This window comes from Marinobacterium jannaschii DSM 6295, from assembly GCF_000620085.1.
In the GTDB taxonomy this organism is placed as follows: domain Bacteria; phylum Pseudomonadota; class Gammaproteobacteria; order Pseudomonadales; family Balneatricaceae; genus Pontibacterium; species Pontibacterium jannaschii.
The window spans coordinates 149,184-169,581 of record NZ_JHVJ01000003.1 but is presented as its reverse complement, the minus strand read 5'-3'; the positions used below and the strand labels follow the sequence as shown (position 1 = coordinate 169,581).

At 57.6% G+C, this 20,398-nt stretch carries 22 protein-coding genes; 9 read left to right on the top strand and 13 right to left on the bottom strand.

The genetic code is table 11. From position 1 onward, the window contains the following. Positions 1 to 2: 2 nt before the first annotated feature. Both Q354_RS0100765 and Q354_RS0100760 read right to left on the bottom strand, forming a co-directional pair. Positions 3 to 488 carry a tripartite tricarboxylate transporter TctB family protein gene (locus Q354_RS0100765; protein ID WP_027855937.1) on the bottom strand — a complete coding sequence of 162 codons (486 nt, stop codon included), beginning with the start codon at positions 486 to 488 and terminating at the stop codon, positions 3 to 5. A gap of 226 nt (positions 489 to 714) precedes the next feature. Beyond that, the gene (locus tag Q354_RS0100760) at positions 715 to 1,704 is read right to left on the bottom strand and encodes a tripartite tricarboxylate transporter substrate binding protein (RefSeq protein WP_027855936.1); all 990 of its coding nucleotides are present in this window, start codon (positions 1,702 to 1,704) and stop codon (positions 715 to 717) included. On the opposite strand from Q354_RS0100760, the gene Q354_RS28120 reads away from it, so the two are divergent. From Q354_RS28120 to Q354_RS0100745, 3 genes are all read left to right on the top strand, one after another. Further along, positions 1,693 to 1,860, top strand: a complete 168-nt coding sequence (locus tag Q354_RS28120) for a hypothetical protein (protein WP_156948114.1) — start codon at positions 1,693 to 1,695, stop codon at positions 1,858 to 1,860. The genes Q354_RS0100760 and Q354_RS28120 overlap by 12 nt on opposite strands. Positions 1,861 to 1,923: 63 nt before the next feature. After that, a complete protein-coding gene (locus Q354_RS0100750) occupies positions 1,924 to 3,534 on the top strand; it encodes an ATP-binding protein (RefSeq protein ID WP_036228143.1) in 1,611 nt (536 codons plus the stop codon). Between the two features lie 16 nt (positions 3,535 to 3,550). Further along, positions 3,551 to 4,264 carry a response regulator gene (locus tag Q354_RS0100745; RefSeq protein ID WP_027855934.1) on the top strand — a complete coding sequence of 238 codons (714 nt, stop codon included), beginning with the start codon at positions 3,551 to 3,553 and terminating at the stop codon, positions 4,262 to 4,264. Positions 4,265 to 4,281: 17 nt separating this feature from the next. On the opposite strand, the gene Q354_RS0100740 is transcribed toward Q354_RS0100745, so the two are convergent. Beyond that, positions 4,282 to 4,695, bottom strand: a complete 414-nt coding sequence (locus tag Q354_RS0100740) for a VOC family protein (RefSeq protein WP_027855933.1) — start codon at positions 4,693 to 4,695, stop codon at positions 4,282 to 4,284. A 298-nt stretch (positions 4,696 to 4,993) separates the two neighbouring features. Between Q354_RS0100740 and Q354_RS24135 the strand changes: the two genes are divergently transcribed. The 3 genes from Q354_RS24135 (at position 4,994) to Q354_RS0100725 (ending at position 8,818) form a co-directional block, all read left to right on the top strand. Then, on the top strand, positions 4,994 to 7,201 hold the full coding sequence (locus tag Q354_RS24135; RefSeq protein WP_051559780.1) for a sodium:solute symporter family protein: 2,208 nt from the start codon (positions 4,994 to 4,996) through the stop codon (positions 7,199 to 7,201). A 97-nt stretch (positions 7,202 to 7,298) separates the two neighbouring features. Beyond that, positions 7,299 to 8,219, top strand: coding sequence for a pseudouridine synthase (locus tag Q354_RS24130; RefSeq protein ID WP_036228141.1), 921 nt, complete (start codon positions 7,299 to 7,301; stop codon positions 8,217 to 8,219). Positions 8,220 to 8,362: 143 nt separating this feature from the next. Continuing rightward, positions 8,363 to 8,818, top strand: a complete 456-nt coding sequence (locus Q354_RS0100725) for a hypothetical protein (protein ID WP_027855932.1) — start codon at positions 8,363 to 8,365, stop codon at positions 8,816 to 8,818. 102 nt (positions 8,819 to 8,920) lie between these two features. On the opposite strand, the gene Q354_RS0100720 is transcribed toward Q354_RS0100725, so the two are convergent. The 3 genes from Q354_RS0100720 to Q354_RS0100705 form a co-directional block, all read right to left on the bottom strand. Beyond that, positions 8,921 to 9,373: a methyltransferase family protein gene (locus Q354_RS0100720; protein WP_027855931.1), complete on the bottom strand. Its 453-nt coding sequence runs from the start codon at positions 9,371 to 9,373 to the stop codon at positions 8,921 to 8,923. Between the two features lie 132 nt (positions 9,374 to 9,505). After that, positions 9,506 to 10,309, bottom strand: coding sequence for an SDR family NAD(P)-dependent oxidoreductase (locus tag Q354_RS0100715; RefSeq protein ID WP_027855930.1), 804 nt, complete (start codon positions 10,307 to 10,309; stop codon positions 9,506 to 9,508). A gap of 239 nt (positions 10,310 to 10,548) precedes the next feature. Continuing rightward, entirely contained in the window at positions 10,549 to 11,364 is an 816-nt protein-coding gene (locus Q354_RS0100705) for an AraC family transcriptional regulator (protein WP_211252175.1), read from the bottom strand. Positions 11,365 to 11,486: 122 nt separating this feature from the next. Between Q354_RS0100705 and Q354_RS0100700 the strand changes: the two genes are divergently transcribed. After that, positions 11,487 to 12,437 (top strand): DMT family transporter, encoded by a 951-nt coding sequence (locus Q354_RS0100700; protein ID WP_051559778.1) that lies wholly within the window; start codon positions 11,487 to 11,489, stop codon positions 12,435 to 12,437. A 22-nt stretch (positions 12,438 to 12,459) separates the two neighbouring features. Here Q354_RS0100700 and sigZ read toward each other — a convergent pair whose 3' ends face one another. The 4 genes from sigZ to Q354_RS28600 all read right to left on the bottom strand — a co-directional run bounded on the left by sigZ (position 12,460) and on the right by Q354_RS28600 (position 14,882). Further along, positions 12,460 to 12,996 (bottom strand): RNA polymerase sigma factor SigZ, encoded by a 537-nt coding sequence (gene sigZ / locus Q354_RS0100695; protein ID WP_027855927.1) that lies wholly within the window; start codon positions 12,994 to 12,996, stop codon positions 12,460 to 12,462. A gap of 165 nt (positions 12,997 to 13,161) precedes the next feature. After that, on the bottom strand, positions 13,162 to 13,881 hold the full coding sequence (locus tag Q354_RS0100690; RefSeq protein ID WP_027855926.1) for a glutathione S-transferase family protein: 720 nt from the start codon (positions 13,879 to 13,881) through the stop codon (positions 13,162 to 13,164). Between the two features lie 92 nt (positions 13,882 to 13,973). Further along, positions 13,974 to 14,699: a LysR substrate-binding domain-containing protein gene (locus tag Q354_RS24125; RefSeq protein WP_245600961.1), complete on the bottom strand. Its 726-nt coding sequence runs from the start codon at positions 14,697 to 14,699 to the stop codon at positions 13,974 to 13,976. A 54-nt stretch (positions 14,700 to 14,753) separates the two neighbouring features. Further along, a complete protein-coding gene (locus tag Q354_RS28600; RefSeq protein WP_156948110.1) occupies positions 14,754 to 14,882 on the bottom strand; it encodes a LysR family transcriptional regulator in 129 nt (42 codons plus the stop codon). A 211-nt stretch (positions 14,883 to 15,093) separates the two neighbouring features. Here Q354_RS28600 and Q354_RS0100680 point away from each other — a divergent pair, with 211 nt between their 5' ends. Further along, positions 15,094 to 15,993, top strand: a complete 900-nt coding sequence (locus tag Q354_RS0100680; RefSeq protein ID WP_084332418.1) for a DMT family transporter — start codon at positions 15,094 to 15,096, stop codon at positions 15,991 to 15,993. Positions 15,994 to 16,299: 306 nt separating this feature from the next. Here the strand turns inward: Q354_RS0100680 and Q354_RS0100675 are convergent, their stop codons facing one another. Next, positions 16,300 to 16,908: a DJ-1/PfpI family protein gene (locus tag Q354_RS0100675; protein ID WP_027855924.1), complete on the bottom strand. Its 609-nt coding sequence runs from the start codon at positions 16,906 to 16,908 to the stop codon at positions 16,300 to 16,302. A 92-nt stretch (positions 16,909 to 17,000) separates the two neighbouring features. On the opposite strand from Q354_RS0100675, the gene Q354_RS0100670 reads away from it, so the two are divergent. Continuing rightward, positions 17,001 to 18,335, top strand: a complete 1,335-nt coding sequence (locus Q354_RS0100670) for an aminotransferase-like domain-containing protein (RefSeq protein ID WP_027855923.1) — start codon at positions 17,001 to 17,003, stop codon at positions 18,333 to 18,335. Here the strand turns inward: Q354_RS0100670 and Q354_RS0100665 are convergent. Together Q354_RS0100665 and speB are read right to left on the bottom strand one after the other, a co-directional pair. Next, a complete protein-coding gene (locus Q354_RS0100665; RefSeq protein WP_156948108.1) occupies positions 18,329 to 19,219 on the bottom strand; it encodes an urea transporter in 891 nt (296 codons plus the stop codon). The genes Q354_RS0100670 and Q354_RS0100665 overlap by 7 nt on opposite strands. A 95-nt stretch (positions 19,220 to 19,314) precedes the next feature. After that, positions 19,315 to 20,262 carry an agmatinase gene (gene speB / locus Q354_RS0100660; protein ID WP_027855921.1) on the bottom strand — a complete coding sequence of 316 codons (948 nt, stop codon included), beginning with the start codon at positions 20,260 to 20,262 and terminating at the stop codon, positions 19,315 to 19,317. Positions 20,263 to 20,398: the final 136 nt, after the last annotated feature.

Here is a 20,398-nt window from a genome sequence, read left to right as displayed (position 1 = left end):
GATCAGCCTCCCACAGATAACAGAGTGAACAAGGCACCGGGTGCCAGATAGATATCCAGCAGCTGCGCCAGGACAAACCAGATCACCAGCGCAAACGGCAGAGATGCCAGCAACAGGGTTTTAGGTCGGCGTTCGCCCAGCAACCAGTACCCCCCGATCAGGAACAGGAAGGTAGAAAGCAGGAACCCGATCCATTTCAGCGCGAGACCGAACAACACGATCAGCACCAGCAGTTTCGCCACCAGCGCAAAGTCATAGCCTTTCAGCTGCACACCCTGCTCGCGCCGGACCGGACTCAGACTGCTGCCGATCAGCAGCAGGAAGGAAAACAGCCCCCCCAATGCCGCCAGCGCCGTCGGCAGGCTGCGCGCATTGAAGGGTTCAAATTCGTCGCCCGGCAGCATCGAAATCTGCCCGGCGTAGTATCCGTAAACCAATGACAGGGTGAGAAACACCAGGGCACCGATCTGATCTTTACTGAGAAACATAAATGAAATCCTCCGGATATCAGCCGCTGAAAAAGCCCCCACGGCAAAAGGCCATTCGTCATACTCGGTCAGGATGAGCGTGACGCTACTCGTATTGCTAAAAGCAGTGTCGGGCGTGTCCGCGCCCACCGTGGGGGATCAGAAACCTGCAACCAGATTAATTAAGAGAGCGCAGGCGAAGTTCAGAGAACGTCCGGGAGAAGCCTCCGCCTGCGCGAGCCAACCGTTACTTCAGGAAACCCAGCTCTTTCATCAGGCCACCAACCGACTGCTCCTGACTTTCAAGGAAGGCGACAAACTCATCGCCCGGCTTGAAGATCTCGGACCAGCCATAGCGGGCACGTACCTTCTCCCACTCCGGACTGTCGTACATCTGCATCAGCGTATCGACAAACTCTGCCTTCTTCTCATCACTCAGGCCAGGGGCGCCGAAGAAGCCGCGCCAGTTAACAAAGCTGGCGTCATATCCCAGTTCTTTCAGGGTCGGCACCTCAGGCGCGGCATCAGAGCGGCTGTTACCGGTCATCACCAGCACCCGCACCTGGCCCGCCTCTGCCAGTGTCAGTGCCTCGCTCAGGCCGGTAGACAGCACACTGGTCTCACCAGAGAGCAGGCTCGCCATCGCCTTACCACCGGCATCATAAGCGACATACTTAACCCGGCGTGGATCGCCACCGGCGGCTTTAAATGCCAGCGCCGCCACCAGGTGGTCCATGCTGCCGCGGGCGGAACCACCGGCGACTTTGACCGAACGCGGATTGTTATTGAAGTCCTCGACCACCTGCTCGAAGCTGGTGTAAGGGGAATCGGCGCGCACCACGAAAGCACCGTAATCACCGATCGTCGCCGCCACCGGGGTCAGGTCACGGAACGACTGCGGAAACACTTTAGACAGCGAGCGGATAACGATCGGGGTGGAATTCACCATCAGGGTATCGTCGGCCTGCGCAGCGGCCTCAATCAGGTGGGCAATCGCCTTACCGCCACCGCCTCCGGACATATTCTCGTAGGAGATGGTATCCACCAGACCGGCCTTGGACAGCGCTTCACCGGTGCCACGTGCAGTGCTGTCCCAGCCACCACCGGCGCCGCCGGGAATCAGGAAGTGAACCTTGTCCAGTGCCATAACGTTAAAGGAAGCAGCGGCACCGAGGCAGCCTGCCAGCGCGGTGGCCAGCACAGTTGAGCGTTTGCGGGAAAAGAGATGAGCGATCATTGTCGGATACTCCTGGCTGTTTTTATTTTCTACAGCCAGCTTAGGATTCCGGGATCGATGGCGGAAGTTTATGAATTTAAAGAGCTTTCAGGGCATAAAATTCATTTTGTTCATAAAGTTCATGAGCCTTTGGAGGGTGAACTGGCTACTATTTGAGTCAGAGACAGCGCTGTATTAAGCAGCCCTATAACAACAAAAACGCTGTAAACGGACACCCGGATGGCTCTGCTGACGCTTAGACACCTGAAACTGAAACCGCGCATGATCCTGATCCTGGGACTGGTCGCCCTGCTGCAGACCGGCCTGATCGGCCTCTTTGCCGTCAACTATCTCAGCCGCGCCATGGATGAGCAGATCGCCCAGCGCGCCCTGCATGTAGCGACCACCATTGCCGCCCAGCCCCAGATCGCCAGCGCCGTGCTGGCGCGCAATTCAGACTTCCTGCGCCCACTCAGCCTGACCCTGGCCCGTCGCACCGAGGCCCGCTATGTGGTGATCGGTGATCGTGACGGCGTTCGCCTCGCCCACCCTTCGGCGGATGCGATCGGCTATTCGATGCTGGACGACGAGAGCGATGAGGTAGAGCTCTACTTTCCCGACGGACGCGGCTACACCTATACCGCCCACGGCAGCCTCGGCCTGTCGATGCGCGCCCGCGCGCCGATCTATGCGCCCGACGGCCCGGAGCTGATCGGCGTGGTCTCGGTCGGCTACCTGAAAGACAGCATCGAACAGGTGATCGACCGCTACCGCCTGACGTTGATCGCGGTCATCGTCGTGGCGTTTATCTTCAGCGTTATGATCGCAATCTGGCTGGCAAATCACTTTAAAAAGGCGATTTCGGGGCTGGAGCCGGAGCAGATCGGCCGCCTCTATGGCGAGCGTAACGCCACCCTGGAATCGGTGCGTGAAGGCATCATCGCCATCAACCAGCGCGGCGAGATCACCACCTTTAACCGTGCCGCCGTGGAAACCCTGGGGCTGGATAACGACAGTGGCCTGATCGGCCGCCCTGTACAGGAGGTACTGCCCGACAGCCGGATGCTGGATGTGCTGGAAAGCGGTCAGCCGCAGTTTGACCAGGAAGTCTGGCTGCATGACCGCAACCTGATCGTCAACCGCCTGCCGCTGCTGCAGGATGGCCGCATCAGCGGCGTGGTTTCCAGCTTCCGGCGCAAGGATGAGCTGGACCAGGTCAGTCGCAAGCTCACCCGTATCCAGCAGTATGCCGATACCCTGCGCAGCCAGTCCCACGAGTACAGTAATAAGCTGCACACGATCGCCGGGCTGATCCAGATCGGCGCCAGCGATCAGGCCCTAGCGTTGATCGGCCAGGAGACCCAGAGCCACCAGGCGCTGATTCAGCTACTGGTGGACGCAATCCCCGATCCGGTGCTGGCAGGCTGCCTGCTGGGCAAGTACAACCGAGCTCGCGAGATGGGACTGCAGCTGCAGATCGATGAGGAGAGCCATATGACCGAACTGCCGGACCGCCTGCCGCGCGAGCAACTGGTCAGTATCCTCGGCAACCTGATCGATAATGCGCTGGAAGCTACACTGCAACACAGGGGCCCCGGGGGCGAAATCAGGATGAGCATGACCGACCTGGGCAACGACCTGATCTTTGAGATCGAGGATGACGGGCCGGGTATTGCCGCCGACCAGCAGCAGCGGATCTTTGAGAAAGGCGTCACCAGCAAGGAGGACGACGGCCACGGCATCGGCCTGCACCTGGTGAAGGCCCAGCTTAACCAGCTTGGCGGCAGTATTACACTCGAACCCGGCGACCAGGGCGGCAGCCGCTTTACCGTCTATATTCCGAAAGCCTGACAGCAGTGAGTCAATAATGGACAGAAACATCCGCATCGTTATCGCCGAAGATGATCCGCAGATCGCCGAAATCCAGCAACGTTTCCTGCAGCGTATTGAGGGTTGTGAAACAGTCGGCATCGCCCACGGACTGGCCGAAGCGCAAGACCTGGTCGAAGTGCTGAAACCCGACCTGCTGTTACTGGACGTGCAGTTTCCCACCGGCACCGGCCTCGACCTGCTACGCCAGCTGCGCGCGCACAATATCAAAACCGACGTGATTCTGGTCACCGCGGCGCAGGAGGTCGCCACCCTGCGTGAAGCACTGCATGGCGGCGTGTTTGATTACATCCTTAAGCCGCTGGTGTTTGAACGCTTGCAGGAATCACTGCTCAACTACGGCCGTCACCTCAGTCGTCTGCAGCAGCTGGACTCTCTGGCTCAGCGGGATGTCGACCGGCTGCTACAGGGCAACCCGGCGTCTTCTGCTGCCAGTCATGAGACGCCCGCTGCGGCAACTCCCGGAACCCGCCTGCCGAAAGGCGTCGACGCGCTGACCCTGGAAAAAGTAATCGAGGTCTTTGCCCGCCAGCAGCAAGCCCTTAATGCCGAAGAGGTGGGCGCAGAGATCGGTGCCAGTCGCACCACCGCGCGGCGCTATCTGGAATACCTCACCAGTACCGGCCAGCTAAAGGCGGAGGTAAGCTACGGCAGCGTCGGCCGACCGGAAAGGCGTTACCGACAGGGCTAGAAGGCCTGTCGCACCGGTCAGCCCTGAGGCTCCGTCACATTGACCATCCAGCTGACACCAAAACGGTCTTTGAGCATACCGAAGCCTTCTGACCAGAATGTCTTCGCCAGCGGCATCTGTACTTCGCCATTCTCGCTGAGGGCACCAAACACCGCCTCCGCCGCCTCCAGAGTCTGAGTGCTGATCGACAACGAGATGCCGCTGAAGCTGCTTTCACCGCTGCAGTCACCGTCCGACAGCATCAGGGTATACCCGGCGATATTCAGCGTCGCATGCATCACCTTATCCCCGGCACCGGGCGGAATGCATTCAGGTTCCGGGCAGTCACGGAAATACATCAGCATCGCCACTTCAGCCCCCAGGGCCTCTTTATAGAATTTGATCGCCTCTTCAGAACGACCGCCAAACATCAGATAAGGTTCGATACGCATTATGGACCTCCTTTCGGAACAGAGAACCGGTCACCGGGCCTATGCCGTGCAGGGCACGATTCAATAGTAGATCAGGAATGGAAACAGAACCTGCGCCGCCAGCCTGAAAGCCGGAAACCAGACGCTGGAAATCAGGCACCGGGACTGATGCCGGCCACCGTCACTGCTGCGCCGCTGCTGAGCCGCGATCCGTTTTAAACCGCCTATACTTAGGGCAATTTAAAGCACTTCTTTAACGTCTCTGGCAGGGACGCGGTACGGCCGGTTCGCCGCAGCGACATCACTTCAGACCAATAAGATGTTTGCACCCTCGACGTTAATCATCGTCATTCTCTGCTATATGACCCTGCTGTTCGGCATTGCGCACTGGTCGGAGAAACAGGTGCGCGAGCAGGGCCTGACACTGCACCCACTGGTCTATGCCCTCGCCTTCAATGTCTACAGTACCTCCTGGGCTTTTTACGGAGCGGTCGGTTTTGCCACCAGCGCCGGCCTGATGTTTATGGCATTCGACAGCGGCGCTATCTTCGGCCTGATGTTTGCCCTGCTGATTATGCGCAAGATGATCCGGCTGAAAGAGAACTTCCGCATCACCAGCATCGCCGACCTGCTCTCCACCCGCTACGACCGCTCCCTCGGGTTGGCAGTCGTGGTCACACTGATTTTCCTGATCGGTATCCTGCCCTATATCGCGCTGCAGCTAAAAGCAGTCATCACCACTTTCGCCCTGCTGACCACCGACATTCAGCTGGCCCCCGATGCCCTGCAACAGCGCTTTATCGGTGGCCTGGTGGTAGTACTGATGATTCTGTTCACGGTAATGTTCGGGGTGCGGCGGCTTGACCCCACCGAGCGCCATCAGGGGATGATGACGGCGCTGGCGGTTGAATCCCTGCTGAAACTGATGGCCCTGCTGGCGATCGGCTTCTTCGTCACTTTTATCCTCTATGACGGCACCGATGACCTGTTTTCCCGCTTGCAGCCGGATCAGCAGCAGCGGCTGTTCAGCTTCAGCGTCGATCAGCCCGCCACCGTCTGGCTGACCAGTTTCCTGCTGGGAATGATGTCGGTCTACCTGCTGCCGCGCCAGTTCCATATCGCCGTGGTGGAGAACAGCAATGAAAAGCACCTGCCCTGGCTGATGGCCGTGATGCCGCTGTATGCCGGTCTGAACAAGCTATTTGTTTTACCCCTGGCCGCCGCCGGACTGGTAATGGCCCTGCCGCTGGACCAGGCCGACAGTTTTGTGCTGCTGATCCCGCAACGCAGCGGCAATGAGATGCTGACCCTGCTGGTGTTTATCGGTGGTTTTTCTGCCGCCACGGCGATGGTGATTGTCAGCACCATGACCCTCGCCACCATGAGCACCAACTACCTGTTGCTGCCATTACTGGAGACATTCAGGCCCGTGGCATTCCTGCGCCGCTACCTGTTGCAGTGTCGCTGGGTGGCGGTCGTGCTGATCCTGCTCTGCAGTTACCTGTTCAGTATCATCCTGGGCCAGTCGCAGATGCTGGTCGCCCTCGGCAGCATGTCGTTTGTCGCTATCTCCCAGCTGACACCGGTGATGCTCGGCGCCCTCTACTGGCCCCGCGGCAACCGGGCCGGTGCCTTTATCGGTCTCAGCCTCGGTTTTCTCGTCTGGGGCTACACCCTGATGCTGCCCGCCCTGATCAACCTGGGCTGGTTTTCGCCATCCCTGCTCAGCGAAGGCCCGGCGGCGATAAGCTGGCTGCGGCCACAGGCATTGTTTGGCCTCGATGGCCTGCCTGCCGTCACACACAGCCTGTTCTGCTCGCTGAGCCTTAATCTGCTGGGGTATCTGATTGGCTCTTTCTGCTTCCCCGCCTCTGACAGCGAACGCTCGCTGGCGCTGCAGTTTGTCCGGGTGCAGAGTACCCGCGAAGCAGCCGAAAGCGCCCGTCCTTCAGGTCTGCGCGAATATATCGCGCTGGCGCCCAAGCTGATCGAAGCCAAAACCCTTCTCAGCATCTACCTCAACCCGGTGAAAACCGCCGAAGTACTGAACCAGTTGCTGGAGGATCTGCAGATCCGCCACAAAAAGCGCCTGTCGATGATCGAGCTGGTCGAGTTTCACTGGATGGTGGAAAAAGTACTGGCCGGATCTATTGGTGCCGCCGCAGCCCACCATGCGCTGGAGACTCATATCCGCTACAGCGAACGTGAAGCGATCGAGCTGAAGATCGTCTACGACCATATACTCTCCGAGCTGCAATGTACCCCGGAAGAAACGGCGCACTTCAGTGGCCAGCGCCATCGGGGCAATGGCGATAACAAGCCGGATATCGAGCGGGAACGTCAGCATCAGTCTGAAATCCTGCAGTTACAGCACCGTATTGATGAGCTGGAAGATAAGCTGGACCTGGAGCGTGACCGGGTGTTTCAGCAGCGTATCGAACTGCAGCGCCTGAAAACCCAGAAAGCCTCCCTGATAGAGCAACTGCAGGCCCAGCATGATAAGCAGCAACAGGATCGCTGGCAGTAGGGCTGCCACGCGCTTTACGCTATGATGCCCCTCCTGTCTGATATCGAGCCCGCCCGTTTTGCCCCAGCCATCACCATTTGTCCTTGAGTACCCGGTTTTGCTTCAGAGCCTCGACGCCGGCCAGCAGACACTGCTGCAGTTTTTACAGCCGCGCTATGCGCGAATGGATAAGGCCGAGCTGAGCCACTGGATCGACAGCGATCAGATCCGGCTGAACGGCGTTCAGGCGTCGGCGGCAACCGTACTCAAACCGGGCCAGACCATTAGCATCACCCTGCCCGGTCATCCGGAAGATCCGGTCGATACGCGCTGGCAGCTGATCTGGGAAAACAGCGAGATCATGGCGGTCTATAAACCACCGCTGCTGCCGGTCAGCCGCACCACCCGTAACCTCTACAACACCCTGATCCAGCTGATCCGCCGCCAGACGCCGTACTACGACGCCCACCTGCTGCACCGGCTGGATACCGAGACCAGCGGCCTGATTCTGATCGCCAAGGATAAGGCTGCCGATAAGAAGTGGAAAAAGCAGCTGGATACGCTGATCGAGCAGAAGATTTACCATGCCCGGGTCTATGGCTGTCCGGCGTGGCAACAGCAGACCCTGGAATGCGAACTGTCGGAACAGTCCGGCAGCGAGATCCGCAGCCAGATGTATGTGGTCGACCCGGCCCGGCCGGAGCAGTTTAGCAAACCCAAGCAGAGTAAAACCGCCTTCAGGGTACTGAGCCAAACGCAGGGCCGCAGTCTGATAGAGTGCCAGCTGTTTAGCGGCCGCAAACATCAGATCCGCGCCCAGCTGGCCCATCTCGGCCATCCCATCGTTGGCGACAAGATCTACGCCCACGGCGGTCACTACTATCTGAAACGGCTTGAATCGCCACTGACCGCAGAGGAACTGAAGCAACTCGGTGGCGATCACCACCAGCTACAGGCCATCAGGCTACAGATCCGGCCGGACCCCGATCAGCCAGCACTGACCGTCGAGCTTCCGGTAAGGCTCAGACTTCAGCCCTGAGCACCGCCGCCTGGCAGGCCCTAAACTTTACTTATCAAACGATAAGAATAACTCCGTCATCACGCCACGCCGGGCTGTTTACTTCACCTCTCAGCCTCAGTAACTTGCGCCCAGTCTTTACTTCAGCACAGGAAACAGCAACCGTGTCTAACGATATCAACCAGATTACCCAAGAGATCGAACGTAAATTTGATGGCATCGAGCAGCAGATTTTCGCTGGTGAGATGTTCGACCAGTGGCGCGGCAGCTTCGAGGTTAAGAAGATCTACGTTAAGAAAGAGAACGCCGATATCAAACTGGACCTGGACGTGCGCCTGATGCACTGGCCCGAAGGTGTTGTCGTAAAGGTCTACAAGCACAAAGCCCTGGCAGCACTGCCATACGTTAAGGATGAAGCAGTAGTCCGCGAGCATCTGAAATCCGAGCCGCAGCCAGCGAAGTTCTGGAAAGACGCCTTCTACTTCTCCCGCCGCACCGACCTGGATAATGGCCGCTATGTACTGCGTGACGGCAACGCTATGACCGATGCCGACGCCGACATTTGCCTGCAGATGCTGAAAACGTTTATCGAAGAAGTGGAAAGCATCCTCAAGGGTTAACCCCTCAGGTTTTCACCTTTTTGTGGGAGTTCGCGCCGTGAGCAACGCTTTTAGCCTGGATAGCATTGTGCCGGGAAAGTACTCCCACAATTACTCCTTCTGTCAGATCCAGCGCCTTACCCGTACCTGATACTGCCGGTACTCATCGCCAAACAGCTCGGTCAGTACCCGCTCCTCCGGAGCGATCTGGAAGCGGTTCATATAGAGCACAAACAGCACCAACATCGGCCACGCCAGCGCACTCGACAGCCATAACGCCCAGCCGGTCAGTGCCAGCAGGAAACCCAGATACATCGGGTTACGGCTATAACGGTAGATACCACTGCTCACCACCTGCGACACCGCCTCCGGCTTCATCGGATTGGTAGTCGTCCTGCGTCGCCGGAACTCGACTACCCCGGCCAGCGCTACCAGCAACGCCAGCACGAACGCCACCTGAGCTACCATCTGAAGGCCTGCTCCGGCAACAGACGTCATCCCCGACAGAAACCACATCAGCAGCGCAAAGACCATCACCAGCAACAGCGGCGGTATTTTCAACTCCAGTTTTTGCACAGCATCATTCCTTGTATTCCAGATCACACATTTCGCGCGAGTTACTTTAGCCGTGAGCAACCTCTTCAGCACTCACATCCACTAGTGCTAACGACAGTACGAGTGAATCTTGAGGCCAGCATCTGTATATATTCAGCACGCCAGCAACGCCTTGATCACTCTCATCACTTCAGCACAGGTCTCCGGGTTATGCGCATCGGCATGCGGATCGGCAAAACGCCCGGCGTCATTATCGAAGTAACGTCCGGAGGCTGCGGCAAACTCCTCCGACAGGGCTGCCCGGATCAGGATATCGGCACCAATACCGATATCGCCACCGGCAACGCCGAAGCCTTCCTGTACCATCTTGCTGCCAAGCATCGATCCGGGGTTGACGGCAATGATCGCGGGGCCTGTCTCGCCCAGTTCTTCTGCCAGCATACGAGACCAGATCGTGATCGCCAGTTTACTCTGGGCGTAAGCGGCGAAATCGTCGTCCAGCTGCACCTCTCCGGTCAGGGCTTGCAGGTTAACCGGGGCTTGTGCTGCGGAAGAGAGATTGACCACCCGTCCGGTGTCCCCCAGCAGAGGCAGCAACCTGCGGGTCAGCAGATAAGGTGCCAGGGTATTGACGGCAAAACGCAGATCCAGTTGCTCTGCGGTGATCGGATTGGCAGCACGGAAAATCCCGGCATTATTGATCAGTACATCCAGCGAACCGGTGTCGGCCATAACCGCCGCCGCAAACGCTTCCACTTCGGTCATGCTGGAAAGGTCGGCGACAAAGCCGCTGACACTGCCACCATCTGACACTCCGCCCAGTTCAGCCTGGACGGCCGCCAGTTTCTGCGGGTTACGGCCGTGTAGCAGTACCCGATGCCCCTGCTGCCGCAGTTTTTTTGCGGTCGCCAGGCCAATGCCGTCGGTAGAACCGGTAATAAGAATGGTTTTCTGCATCGATATATCTCCGTTAGGCGGTAAAGGACGCTGGTAGCTGATTAGCCAGTATCTGCAGCGAAACTCCGACACTGGCCTGATGAAAGCGTAGCGTTATAGTCATCGGTTTGATACTGATCGGTTGCTGTGATTGAGGATCACAGCGCGGCGGATTCATCCCCGACCGACGTCAGGCTGGGGCCAGGCACCCTGTCAGCGCAACGTAGCCACCTGGCTGCATATTAGTAATTGAAGGTTCGCTAACGCCCCTGCCCCTTGCGGAATTCATCCGGGGTCATCCCCATCAGCTTGCGGAACATCACGATAAAGGCCGAGGCGCTGCTGTAGCCGAGATCGAGGGCAATATTCTCGACGGTTTGTCCCTCTGACAGCAGCGACAGCGCCGCCATGATCCGGAGCCGTTGCCGCCACTCGGTAAAGGTCATGCCCAGCTCCTGCTTGCAGCGCCGGATCAGGGTACGTTCGGCGGTATTCACCGCGCTGGCGAATGCGGCAAGCGAGCGGTTATCACCGGGATTGTCACGCAACTGCCTTAATACCGGGGCCAGCAGCGGGTCTTCGGTATCCGGCAGATAGCTACCGGCACACTCAGCCCGCGCCAGCTGATCCCGCAATGCCAGTAACAGGCGCTGGTCCTCTGCCTGCAGCGGCAGCCCCTGAAACTGATCCCGCAGATACTCCAGAATCGATCGCATCAGCGGATTAACCGCCAGGATGCAGGGGTTCTGTGGCAGCGTCTGCAGATACTCGGCACTGATATAGACCGAGCAGTAGGAGGTAGCATCGCGGTTCTGTCCCACATGCAGCGTACCGGGTGGCAGCCAGACGCCATACGGCGGCGGTGCGATAAAGTGGTTGTTCGCCAGCTTGACCTCCATGACGCCGCAAAACGAGTAGACAAATTCACCCCAGCGATGACTGTGTTCCGGGTAACAGGAGTCCGCCAGCATAGTTTCGGCACGATAGAACAGCGGCGCAGGCAACTGATCCTGAAACGGGGAGGCATAGATATGGCTGCCACTGGTCGACTTCATCGCTTCAATACCCTGTCTCAAGAGATTTATCCGTGGCTGGCAGCTACACGGGATAGGTTGTCATTATTTCACTATATCAATAGAAAATACCAGCGGCATAATCCAACCAGATCCCAAAATAAACATAAGCTGGAACTCCGACTATGATCCGCAAATCTGTCGATGCACAGGCCATTGGCCTGATGACACTGCTCTGTATGACCTGGGGGATGCAGCAGGTCTCGATTAAGCTGGCCGCTGAGGATATTGCCAGTGTGATGCAGATCGCCCTGCGTTCCGGCCTCGCCGTGGTGCTGCTGACGCTGTTTATGCTCTGGCGGCGGGACAGTCTGTCCCTGCGGGAGAACTGGAAACCGGGACTGTTGGCCGGACTGCTGTTCTCGGCCGAGTTCTTCTTTGTCGCCGAAGGCCTGCGCTTTACCAGCGCATCGCATATCTCAATCTTCGTTTATAGCGCACCGATCTTTGCCGCACTGGGGCTGCATATAAAGCTGCCTGCCGAGCGATTGAACGGCATCCAGTGGGCGGGAATCCTGCTGGCCTTCTGCGGTATCGCCATTACCTTCCTGGGACGGGAAGACGGCGGCAGTGCCGGGCTGGACGCCAGTGATATGATCATCGGCGACCTGCTGGGCTTGCTGGCGGGTCTGAGTTGGGGCGCCACCACAGTGGTGATCCGCTGCTCCAACCTGTCCAGTTCCCCTGCCAGCCAGACCCTGATGTACCAGCTGCTGGTGTGCTTCGTGCTGGTATTGGCGGCGGCAATCTTCAGTGACCGCGCCGCAATCAACTGGACAACGGTTGCAACCTCCAGCCTGCTGTTTCAGGCGGTGATTATCTGCTTTATCAGCTTCCTTACCTGGTTCTGGCTGCTGGGTAAGTATGTCGCCTCACAGCTGGGCGTGTTCTCCTTTATGACACCGCTGTTTGGCATGCTGTTTGGCGTACTGATTCTGGATGAATCGCTGGAACAGGGCTTTATCTTCGGCGCGGCGCTGGTGATGAGCGGTATCCTGCTGGTCAGCGGCCAGAGTGTGATCCGTCGCTATTTCAGCACCCTGACCGGCAAGAAAGCGGTCGATCACAAGCGTTAGGATTGTCTGTTGCTGCCAGCCGTTAGCAGCTTTTGCAGGAACCGGACCTGGCGACGTACTCCAGCACGTTGCCCTGCCGGTCAAACTCCAAGTGACAGCAATCTTCAAACAGCGCCCTTAACTGGGCGCGGCCCCGCTGCACCCGGGACTTCAGGGTCGAGTAACTGATTCCCAGTTCGGCGGCATACAACTTTTGCGAGCGGCCCTCGATATCGATCGCCTTGAGTAACTGGGCGGTTTCTGGCGGCAAGGCATCGATAAAGGGCAGCACGCAGTCACTCATATTCAGCGCAGCCGCTTCTTCGCCGTACCAGAGGTCATCCTCAGTGAGGTCGATCTGGCGGCCCCGCCGACGGTAGAAGTCAATCACCGTGTTATGGGCGATGCGAAACAGCCAGGGCTTCAGCTTCTCCCGCGACTTGAGCTGGCCGATATGCTGGTGAGTCTTGATCAGGACCTCCTGAAGCAGATCATCCACATCATGGGGATCGGAGATCTTAGCCAGCAGCAGCCCCCGCAAGTTACTGCTGTACTGCTGCCAGATCGTTTCTATGTTCAAAGGTCATCCTACTTAGATACGTATCTCCTACGGAGATTTGAGATAACAGCAGGTTGGGATCAGGCGCGAGGCGACAGACCCCAACAGACTGCCATATACCGGTAATTTAGATAATTTTCGCGCCCCCTATTGTTGGGATTCGTTCCTCATCCAAACCTACCCTCACTAGCAACAGCTACCGCTGCTGCAGGCCTGATCGGCGCGGCCATCGCCACAACTTTCGCTACGGCCGCCGAGGAAGGTCTCTCCGGACAGATAGAAGTCACAGAACGCCTGCTCAAAGTCCGCCGACACTGAGAGTTCCGCCAGTCCGGTCGCCAGTAGTGTCTGCTGCCACGCTTTCACTTTAGGGTAACCGGCCAGAAAATCATGGCAACTGCGCTGTTCGATAATCGCGGCACGGTGCAACAACGGCAACCAGGCGATATCGACCATGCCGATCGTCGCGCTATTGAAGTACGGCGTCTCGCCCTCACCCTGCTCCAATACCGCTTCCACCGCAGCAAAGGCCTTTTCCAGCTTCTGGCTGCGCTCGCTCAGGGTCGCCTTATCGGCACTGCGCTGGGCGCTGCACTGCACCAGATAATTCTTGCTGGCCAGATAGCTCCAGGCCCGGTTAACCGCGCGCTGTTCCGGACTGAGGTCGGGCGCCAGTGCCGGATAGGCATCTTCAAGGTATTCCACGATGGCATCAGATTCGAACAGCGGCTGTCCGTTTTCGGTGATCAATACGGGGACCTGGCCGTGCGGTGAGATCTCCAGAAACCACTGCGGTTTATCTTTCAGGCTGATGTACTCGATCTCATAGGGGATCTTTTTGGCTTCAAGCAGTGCCGTTACACGCTGAACAAAAGGGCAGATCTTGAAACTTACGACTTTGATCATCTGAATTCCTCGTTTCTCTATCAGGTTCCCTAATAAAGACGACGGGCTGAGAAAAAAGACGCATTCGGACAGGCCCTGGCGGCAATTTTTTTTCAGAGCAGGTCGCTAGCGTTCGACTGGGAGAACTGCTGCAGCAACCAGTCCTTGAGTATCCGGGCCGAGGGGCTGAGATCATGGAGATTGGGATGAACAAGGTAATATCCCTTATTCAGGGAAAGCCTGTGTGGAAACGGCTCGACCAGCTCACCGGACTTCAGCTCCTCCTGTACCAACAGGGGATTACTCAGCACCACACCCTGGCCACGCTTAGCGGCATCAATCGCCAGCATCGCCTGATCGAAATGCAGCGCGGTAATCTGTCTTCGCGCCTCAGATTCGATAGAGCTAAAGGCCGATAGCCAGTCATCCCAATATTGATAGAGCCGCGTAATGATAAGGGTAGCCGCCAAAAGCTGGTTGGGATGCCGCAGATCTAAAGCGTCACGATAGGCCGGGGTACAGAATAGTCTTACTTCATCACCATAGAGCAGCTGGACACTTAATGAAGGGGCCTTGCCATCGAAGTGACGAATCGCCAGATCTACTGCTTCCTGAGCAAAGTTAACCGGACTGTTCGAAGCATTGATATGCACTTCAACCTCCGGATAACGACTGACAAAATCCCCAAGCCGTGGCCCCAGCCATTTAGCCGCCAGGGTTTGCGACAGAGATAGGCAAACCGCCCCTGAAGCCTTCTGTTGGAAGGCCGTACTGGCCGCGCTGATCTGCTCCAGAGGCGGCGCAATACGGCTGTAGTAGCTCAATCCACGATCATTCACCCTCAATTGCCTCACCTCACGAACAAACAATGGATATCCCAGCCATTGCTCCAGCTATTGCACCTGCTGGGACACTGCCCCAGGGGTGATATGCAGTTCTTCAGCAGCGCGCTTAAAGCTGGAGTGACGGACAGCCGCTTCAAAAGCGATCAGGGCCCGCAGTGGTGGCATTGGCTTGTGCATTTTCTAACATCCCGCAGCGAGCAATAGAATAGTAAAACTACTTTATAAGGAAGAATAAATGGTTTGTTGGGAACGGGCAATTGACAGCAGTATTACGCAACCGGCAACCGTCGTCGCCGGGCAGAATGCATATCGATGGCTCTATGAAACTCCAGCCAGTGAGGGTGATTTTGAAATACGCATCAGATAAAGAGATTCGAGGTATCAGCAAATGCCAATAAGGACCTATCTAACGGGCGCTTTTTGTATCGCAATGGCATCCGTATGCTTCAGTTTGCAACCGATTTTCGCCCGCGGCATCTATGATGATGGCGCCAACTCCCTGGGGCTTGTTCTGTTGCGCTATGCCATTCCGAGTGTTTTTCTACTGGTGCTAATGCCAGGTAATACCCGTAAGCTGAGACTGCGCTCGGGCGGTTTAGGCCTGTTAAACGGACTGGCATTACTCTGCTACTTTCTGGCCATTCAACAGTCCAGCGTCAGCCAGACCGTTATGATCATCAGTACCTTTCCCCTGCTGGTATTCATTCAGGCCTGGGTTCGCCGGGAAGAGCAGCTCAATTTTCTGCGCTTAATAGCACTCGCAGGCGCCTTACTGGGTGTCTATCTGACACTGGATGGGGATTTCAGTGGAGGCCTCAGTGGCATTCTGTTTGCCTTAGGAGCCGCGATTTTCTACGCAAGCTTCATCATAGGCACATCCCGCTGGGTGCCGCCGGGCGATACTCTGGGTTCTTCGGCCTGGACACTGTTTGGTGGCGTCGCACTGTTTTCCGTACCCGCATTGCTGGGGCTTGCCGAATTCCCCGCCTCTACATATGGCTGGGGGATGGCGCTTGCTCTCGGGATTATCGGTACTCTGGTGCCCTTTCTGTTACTCCTGAAAGGGATCGCGATTCTCAAGCGCCAGTTTGATGCTGCGATGTTCTCAAGTGTCGAGCCCATATCCGCGACATTCTTTGCGGCAGTGTTGCTTCAGGAAGCGATAAACCTGAATGGAATCTTCGGTGGCTTTATCGTCATCGGCTCGGTCCTGCTGATGGTGTGGTCCCGAGCCCGCCAAGAGGAGAATTCAGATAGTCCGGCAGAAGCCAAGCTGGGATCTTTATAAGGCTCCGGATTAAATAGCATACGGGCACAAAGAACGCTCCCGGCAGGTCAGTTCAGCGAATAACTCACTAAAACCTCCGGGGCGCACCCGGCTGGTTTTCAGAAAGTACGGCTGGGTATCCAGGCTGAATCCAGCCCCCACAAGGACGCTCATTTCTTCGTGGACTCGGATTCGGGCACTCACAGGTAGAGTCCGTGCCCTCGGACAACACCTGCATCAGGTTTGCGTGGCACACCCTGCGATGTAGACGGCTATCCGCAAAGCGGTGGCCGCCTGTTCCAGTGCCGTGGCTAAACTCAGGAAGTACTAGGCCTCCGCCGTGAGGTAAGGCCGGACATTGCTGAGTGTTCGGGTAACCGCCTCCTCCTTCTCTCCAACCGGGGCGACATAGTGGATCGCCTCCATCGCCGCCTCGATCCCTTCGAGGCGGGCTATCACCCAAAACGCCAGGTAGGATGAAGCTAGGCAGCCACCGGCGGTGGCAATGTTGCCCCGACTGAAGAACGCCTGATCCAGAACCTCAACACCCGCCTCCTGCACCCAGGGTTTGGTGGTCAGATCGGTACAGGCCGGAACCTGACTCAACAATCCCAACTTGGCCAGAATAAGGGCACCGGAGCACTGGGCACCGATCAGCTGGCGCTCTGGATCAAGCTTTAGCTGCGCCATTAGCGTCGGATCGGCCACCACATCGCGGGTTTTCATCCCGCTACCCACCAGCACCACATTGGCTTCGCTGGCCTGTTGCAGATCGATATGACGCTGGATTACCACGCCGTTCATCGACTCCACCTGCGGCGTCGGGCTGGCAATCGAAACCCGCCAGCCCGGTTTTTTAATGCGATTGAGGATGCCGAGGGCGATCAGGGAGTCGAGTTCGTTGTAGCCATCAAAAGTGAGGATTGCGATATGCATCGTGCGAGCTCCGTGTCTTATTGTTGTTGCGAAGCTGCAGTCTATGCGCCACCATCATGACAATAAAATTATTGTCATGGATACAATCGACGATGTCCCGTGCCCGTTACAAATCACTGGTGGATGCCCTGGCTGCCGAGATCCGCTCCGGCACGCTGCCACCCGGTACCCGCCTGCCCACGCACCGGCAACTGGCGGCAGAAAAGGGGGTGGCACTGGTCACCGCTTCAAAGGCCTATGCCGAGCTGGAAGCCATGGGGCTGGTCAGCGGAGAGACCGGGCGCGGCACCTTTGTCCGTGAAACGGCCCTGCCGCCCGGCCACGGCATCGATCAACCCGCCGTGTCAGCGGGCACACTGGATCTGAACTTCAATTCGCCGTCGATACCGGGGCAGACCGACCTGCTGCGCTCTGCCCTGCGTCAGCTCGCGGCCGCCGGCGATCTGGAGGCCCTGCTGCACTATCAGCCTCATGCCGGACGCCGCCATGAACGCGCCATGATGGCCAATCACCTTGAGTATCGCGGACTCACAGTACCAGCGGACCAGTTACTGATTGTCAGCGGTGCCCAGCACGGCCTGGCAACCACAGTGACGGCATTGCTTAATCCCGGCGACCTGGTCGCTACCGACGCCCTGATCTATCCGGGGTTTAAGGCAGTAGCAGAGCTGCAACGGCTGGAACTCTGTCCGATCCCCGCGCTGGCGGACGGACCGAACCTGGAGGCATTGGAGAGGCTCTGTCGCGAGCGTCCGATTAAAGCACTGTATGCCATGCCGACCCTGCATAACCCGCTGGGCTGGGTACTGGATCGGGCACAACGACAGCGGCTGATCGAGATCGCCCGCAGGCATGAGCTGATTATTATTGAGGATGCCGCCTACGCCTTCCATGCCATCGATCCACCGCCCCCACTGGCGGCACTGGCCCCGGAACGCACCGTCTATGTCTCTGGCCTGTCGAAAAGCATCGCCACCGGGCTGCGGGTAGGTTTTGTGGTAGCACCCGACCCCTGGGTGACAAAGATAGAACGCAGCATCCGGGCAACCACCTGGAACACCCCCGGCCTGATGACGGCGCTGGCCTGCCAGTGGATCAGGGATGGATCTGTACTGCGCCTGGAAGCGCAGAAACGGGAGGACGCGGCAAAGCGGCAGATACTGGCACGGAAGCTACTGGCCGGACTGGACTATATCAGCCACCCCAACGCCTACTTTATCTGGCTGAAACTGCCGGAAGAGGTGCGGGCTGACCAGTTAGTCATGGCGCTGCTGCAAGCCAATATATCAGTGTCGACCGCAGAACCTTTCGCCACCACCGAGCATGTCCCCCATGCGATACGGCTGGCGCTGGGATCGGTTGATGCGGACGAACTGGAGAGCGCCCTGTGGCAAGTGCGGAAAACGATCGAGCACTACGACTACTGAGCGATCGGGTTGCAAAACTGCCTTATAGCCAGCTGGATCAGATAGACCGTCATTACAAAGGGCGCCGTAAAGGCGATTATCCCCAACTGAAGGAAGACGGCCGTTAGCACAACGGTGGCGGTAATGGCCGACAGAATAACGACTGCTTTCCAGCGGTGTTGCGGCAATAAACCACTTAACACCAGCGTTGCCAGAATCGCATTGAAGCCAAATATACCGCTGTCGATCAGCCCCGCTGCCGGTGACAACAGCGGAGCCAGAACCAGGCTGACCACGGCGGCCAGTATTGCCCAGCCGCCCGCAGCCAGCGAGCCAACCAGCAACGCGGCCAGAATCAGGGCACCACTGAGGGCACCCTGCTGGAATCCGACCTGGCCGACGCTGCTCAGAAAGGCCTCAAACACGCTGGCCCCGCCGTGGTTCAACAGCGCCGGCGTATTTAAATCCATCCCCGCACCAAGGCTGAGCAACAGCATCAGCCAGGCAGTGAGAATAAAGGGCACCGAGTAAGGGGGTATCCGGCTATGTTGGCGGAAGGCATACATAATCAGGGCCGTGACCGCACCGCCTGCCAGCACCATCAGCACCAGCGACCATGACAGCGGCAACCAGATCACCAGCGCAATCGCCATCAGGGCCGGATTGTAGCCATAGAGTCCCGCCTGCAGGTCCTTCCGGTCTGCTCCCAGCCAGCTGGCGGTCAGGTACGCTGTGCCCACTGCCGCCAGTGCTGCCAGCAACATCAAGGGCGAGCCCAGCGCTATCGCGATGATAAACAACAAACCGCTGAGGCGGTTTTGCTGAAAACCGATCTGGGCAAAACCGTGGAACAGCGGATCAAGTCGCGCGAACTGCATAGAGTGGTTTAATCGGGTCTTTAGCAAGGGAGTCTCTCCGGACTACAATCTCAGGAAAGGCACAATGTATACATTAAAATAGATTTTAGTAAACATTATTTAACTTTGCTTTCCCCTGCCGGTTACTCTGCCCCCTTATTAGCGGCCAGCACATAGAGGTATTCCAGTGCCAGCGTCGCCCCTGCCAACGCCGTGATCTCGGCGTGATCATAGGCCGGTGCCACCTCCACCACATCCATCCCGACCAGGTTGAGACCCTGCATACCGCGGATCACCTTCAGGGCGCAATCGATGCTGATTCCCGCCGCAACCGGCGTGCCGGTACCCGGCGCAAAGGCCGGATCCAGACCGTCGATATCGAAGCTGACGTAAGCCTTGTGATCACCCACCCGGCTATGGATCTTCTCCAGTACTGCTTCAGGGCCATACTTATTAACCCAGGCCGCATCCAGCACCTCAAAGGGGTGGTTATCGTAATCATAAGTGGTGCGGATACCGATCTGCAGCGAGCGCTCGGTATCGATCAGCCCTTCGGTCACGGCATGATGAAACAGGGTGCCGTGGTCATACTTGGTGCCACCTGAATAGGTATCTGTATGGGCATCAAAGTGGATCACCGCCACCGGACCGTGCTTTTTGGCATAGGCACGCAGCACCGGCAACGTAATAAAGTGATCTCCGCCAAAGGTCAGAGCTGACTTTCCGGCCTCCAGGATATTGCTGATATGGGCCTCAAGGTTCTCCACCAATGTCTGTGGCTCACCGTGCTTAAAGAACAGGTTGCCGGAATCAGCAACACTGAGGTGATCATCCAGTGCGAACGGCCAGGGCCAGCGTGCCCCTTCCCAAATCAGCTGATTAGAAGCCTGGCGTACCCCCTGTGGCCCAAAACGCGCCCCGGAACGGCCTGAGGTGGCCAGATCAAAAGGTACGCCGGATACGATTACCTCAGCATCAGAGGCATTGAGATCGGATACCGGCGGGAAATCCATATAGGTCATTCCCATGGTGGTGTAGATCGCTGAATCAGCATCGGCAATCAGGGCTTTACGGGTTGGCTTGTCGGACATCGATGTTCTCCTTATTTTTGGAAACCGGTGACCAAGCCTGGAATCCGCCAGCAAGGCGAACACCGGTTGGGCTTGTTCGTTGGTTTTGAAAATCCTATCCTCAGGCTTATCATTATTGAAATGCATTCTATGAGAT

Bases quoted from the DNA above. Each gene is read 5' to 3' on its own strand.
- Q354_RS0100700 (WP_051559778.1), top strand. From the start codon at position 11,487: ATGATCCGCAAATCTGTCGATGCACAGGCCATTGGCCTGATGACACTG.
- Q354_RS0100740 (WP_027855933.1), bottom strand. From the start codon at position 4,695: ATGCGTATCGAACCTTATCTGATGTTTGGCGGTCGTTCTGAAGAGGCG.
- Q354_RS0100680 (WP_084332418.1), top strand. From the start codon at position 15,094: ATGCCAATAAGGACCTATCTAACGGGCGCTTTTTGTATCGCAATGGCA.
- Q354_RS24135 (WP_051559780.1), top strand. From the start codon at position 4,994: ATGTTTGCACCCTCGACGTTAATCATCGTCATTCTCTGCTATATGACC.
- Q354_RS0100670 (WP_027855923.1), top strand. From the start codon at position 17,001: ATGTCCCGTGCCCGTTACAAATCACTGGTGGATGCCCTGGCTGCCGAG.
- Q354_RS0100690 (WP_027855926.1), bottom strand. From the start codon at position 13,881: ATGATCAAAGTCGTAAGTTTCAAGATCTGCCCTTTTGTTCAGCGTGTA.
- Q354_RS0100760 (WP_027855936.1), bottom strand. From the start codon at position 1,704: ATGATCGCTCATCTCTTTTCCCGCAAACGCTCAACTGTGCTGGCCACC.
- Q354_RS0100745 (WP_027855934.1), top strand. From the start codon at position 3,551: ATGGACAGAAACATCCGCATCGTTATCGCCGAAGATGATCCGCAGATC.
- Q354_RS0100675 (WP_027855924.1), bottom strand. From the start codon at position 16,908: ATGCATATCGCAATCCTCACTTTTGATGGCTACAACGAACTCGACTCC.
- Q354_RS28600 (WP_156948110.1), bottom strand. From the start codon at position 14,882: ATGCACAAGCCAATGCCACCACTGCGGGCCCTGATCGCTTTTGAAGCG.
- Q354_RS0100750 (WP_036228143.1), top strand. From the start codon at position 1,924: ATGGCTCTGCTGACGCTTAGACACCTGAAACTGAAACCGCGCATGATC.
- speB (WP_027855921.1), bottom strand. From the start codon at position 20,262: ATGTCCGACAAGCCAACCCGTAAAGCCCTGATTGCCGATGCTGATTCA.
- Q354_RS0100765 (WP_027855937.1), bottom strand. From the start codon at position 488: ATGTTTCTCAGTAAAGATCAGATCGGTGCCCTGGTGTTTCTCACCCTG.
- Q354_RS28120 (WP_156948114.1), top strand. From the start codon at position 1,693: ATGAGCGATCATTGTCGGATACTCCTGGCTGTTTTTATTTTCTACAGC.
- Q354_RS0100715 (WP_027855930.1), bottom strand. From the start codon at position 10,309: ATGCAGAAAACCATTCTTATTACCGGTTCTACCGACGGCATTGGCCTG.